Raw genomic sequence first — 3,254 nt, 5'->3', positions numbered from 1 at the left:
GGGGCGTGCTGCCCGCCCGGCGCGCGCCGTCGGCGGGGCGCCCGTCGAGCCGGCTCCGTCGCGGCTCTGACGCGCCGGAGACCCGCCGTCACCCACCGCGACACCCGCTCGGGGCGCGGTCCGTCCGTTCCCGGCCACGCCGCGCCGCCCCCGTTTCGCCGTGGTGTACGTTGCCGATCCCCGTCGTGTACCGGGCTCGTACCGGTCCGGGATGAGACGGCGGTGGCCGGGCAGGTGCCCAGTAGACTCCCCCGTCATACGAGCGAGCGAGGAGGCGGACCGCGTGCTGCGCAGAGCGACGACCACCGGTTCGAGCGTGCTGGTGGCGACGGCGCTGACCGTGGGTCTCACGGCGTGCAGCGCGGACCCGGGCGACGACGGTCGCGGCGGGGGCAGCCCCACGGGGAACACTCTGGCCCAGCCCGGACGGCACTCCGGGCTGCCGGAACCGTGCGGTGCCCCCAGCGAGGAGCGGTTGCGCCAGCTGCTGCCGGAGGCCGACGCGGAGACGCTGCGCGGCGAGCCCCACATGACCTACGACACCGGCCGTCGGTACGGCTGCGACTGGGTCAGCAGCAGCGCTGACGCCTCCCGGACGCTGACGGTCGACTTCCTGCGGGTGATCTCGTACGACCCGGCGGTCAGCGACAACGACCTGGCGGCCGAGGACTTCGCCGACCGCGCGGAGACGGCGGGCATCGATCTCGCCGGGCCCCCCGAGAGCGAGGACGCCGGCGACGGCCCCGACTCCGGCACGGACGAGCGCGAGCCCGAGGACGGCTCGGGCGAGAGCGGCGGCGCGGAGGACGAGGAGCGCAACGACCCGTCGCCGCAGGGCGCCGAGGACGAGATGCGGCCCGACGGTGAGTGGGCACCCCGTCCCCTGCAGGGGATCGGGACCGCCGCCTATGTCGACGACCGGCTCACCGACGACGGTGGGCGGCGCGACGTGTCGCTGGTCTTCCACAGCGCGAATGTGATTGTCGCCATTGACTACAGCGAGGCGCTCAACGACTCCTGGCGCGAGCCGGACAGCGCGGCGCTCCAGGAGCGGGTGCGCTCCCTCGCCGCCCAGCTGGCCGAACGCTTCGACAACTGACGCGAGTCGGGCCGCGGCGGGCGCGCCGCCCACCGCCGCGCGGCGGGGCGACGACGGCGGTGTCCCGGCGGCACGCGGCGCCGCGCGTGGGGGACACCACCCGCACGGCTGGCCCGCGCCGGGCGCGGTCCGGCGTACCGTTCCTCTGACGGGTCCGCGGCGGACGAAGGTACCGGACCCGGTGCAGAGATCCTTCGAGGAGTGACTGATGGACCGCAACGTCCGGCCCCTGGCCGGCTCCCTCCGCGGCGCCGGCCCCGCGCTGGCCGCGGCCGTCGCGTCCGTGCTGCTGCTGGGCGCGTGCAGCTCGGACTCGGCCGACGACGGTGACACCGGTAGCGACGACGCCCCGGCGGCCCAGGAGCCGGGCGCCCCCGAGGAGGTGCGCTACGCCGAGCTGCCCAACGCCTGCGAGACCCTCGGCGACGACACCGTCGACGCGGTGGTGCCGGAGGCCGGCGAGGAGAAGGAACTCCCCTCGGCGGACGTCGCCGCGACCTCCGCCTGCATCTGGAGCGGCCTCGACGGCTACGACTTCCGCTCGCTGACCGTCACCCTGAAGCGCTTCGACTCGGACGAGGCCCTCGGCGGGGGCGACGCCCGCGCCGAGACCTTCCTGCAGGCGCAGACGGCGGAGATCTCCGACGACCCGGCCGTGGAGGACGTGCTCGAGAGCGCACCCGAGGGCGTCGGCGACCAGGCGGTCGGCCTGGCGTTCACCTCGGAGAAGACCAGCGGGGAGAGCGAGCGCGAGTTCCGCCAGCAGCGCATGGTGGTCCGCACCGCCAACGCGGTGGTGACGGTGGACTACGCCGGCACCGGATTCGAGGACGCGGAGCTGCCTAGCGCGGACGCCATCGAGGAGGGCGCCGAGCGCGTGGCCTCCGAGGTCGTCGCCTACCTGGAGTCGCAGGCCGCGGACGGCGGGGCGGACGAGGACGGCGACGAGGGCGAGGACTGACGCACCGCGCCGACGGCTGACGCTCCGCCCGGACCGGGCGGAGGAGGTGGCGAAACCCGCCTCGCGCAGACCTTCACCAGACCTTCACCGGGCGGCCCGGCACCCCGCGAACGCGGCGGGTGCCGGCCCGTCCGCATGCGGCGGGAGCACCGGCGACGGCACGGCCGCGCCGGGGGCGGGGCAGGGACGACGGCGGGGCACACCGGCCGCACAGCTCGTCGCGCACCGCCGCAATAGCGGAGAAGCCGGGCGCCCACCTGTGGCGGCAGCCCTGCACCGGACCGTGACCGCCGACGGCGGTGTGCCACGCTAAGCGGCCCGGAACATCCGTACGTACATTCGGTCGTCGGTCGTTCCCGCGCAGGCAGCAACCGAACAGGGAAGGACCGGTCGTGGCGCCCGTCGTCCAACTGACCCGTACCCACCGCATCCTCATCGGCATCATCGTCGTCGGCGCGACGGTGATCGCGGCCATCGGCTTCGTCGGCTCCTACGCCGCCGTCCGCGAACTGGCCGAGCGGAAGGGGTTCGGGGACTTCGCCCCGTTCGTGCCCATCGGCATCGACGCGGGCATCGTGGTGCTGCTGGCACTGGACCTGCTGCTGACCTGGATGCGGATTCCGTTCCCACTGCTGCGGCAGACGGCCTGGCTGCTGACGGCGGCCACCGTGGCGTTCAACGGTGCGGCGGCGTGGGGCGACCCGCTGGCGGTCGGCATGCACGCCATCATCCCGGTGCTCTTCATCATCACCGTCGAGGCCGCCCGCCACGCCGTCGGCCGGATCACCGCGGTCGCCGCCGACAAGCACATGGAGGGCGTGCGGCTCTGGCGGTGGGTCCTCTCCCCGTTCCCCACGTTCCGGCTGTGGCGGCGGATGAAACTGTGGGAGCTGCGCTCGTACCAGGAGGTCATCGACCTCGAACGCGACCGGCTCGTCTACCGTGCCCGGCTGCGCGCCCGCTACGGCAGGGCCTGGCGCCGGCGCGCGCCGGTCGAGGCGCGGCTGCCCCTGAAGCTCGCCCACCTCGGGGTCCCGCTGGACCCCGACGCCCCCGCGATCGAGCCGGCTCCGGTCGCGGTGGCCGCACCGGGCGGCGGCCCGGCGGTCGGCCCCGGGCGGCCCGCCGCCGGCGCCACGGTGAACCGGCTCTGGAAGGACCGCCGCCGCCCCGCCCCCGAGGTCGGCGACTGGT

At 75.2% G+C, this 3,254-nt stretch carries 3 protein-coding genes; all 3 read left to right on the top strand.

Going from position 1 to position 3,254, the window contains the following annotated elements; translation table 11 throughout:
- Positions 1 to 283 precede the first annotated feature (283 nt).
- Positions 284 to 1,099, top strand: coding sequence for a hypothetical protein (locus HCN56_RS24690; RefSeq protein ID WP_167974747.1), 816 nt, complete (start codon positions 284 to 286; stop codon positions 1,097 to 1,099).
- A 208-nt stretch (positions 1,100 to 1,307) separates the two neighbouring features.
- Complete coding sequence (locus HCN56_RS24685) at positions 1,308 to 2,060, top strand: DUF3558 domain-containing protein (protein ID WP_167974745.1); 753 nt, start codon at positions 1,308 to 1,310, stop codon at positions 2,058 to 2,060.
- Between the two features lie 392 nt (positions 2,061 to 2,452).
- On the top strand, positions 2,453 to 3,254 hold an 802-nt coding region (locus tag HCN56_RS24680; protein ID WP_167974743.1), incomplete at its 3' end, for a DUF2637 domain-containing protein.

Origin of the sequence: Streptomyces lonarensis (genome assembly GCF_012033735.1) — a bacterium.
GTDB classification, from domain to species: Bacteria; Actinomycetota; Actinomycetes; order Streptomycetales; family Streptomycetaceae; genus Streptomyces; species Streptomyces lonarensis.
Note: the sequence above shows the minus strand (reverse complement) of the source record. Positions and strands in the feature narration are given on the sequence as shown.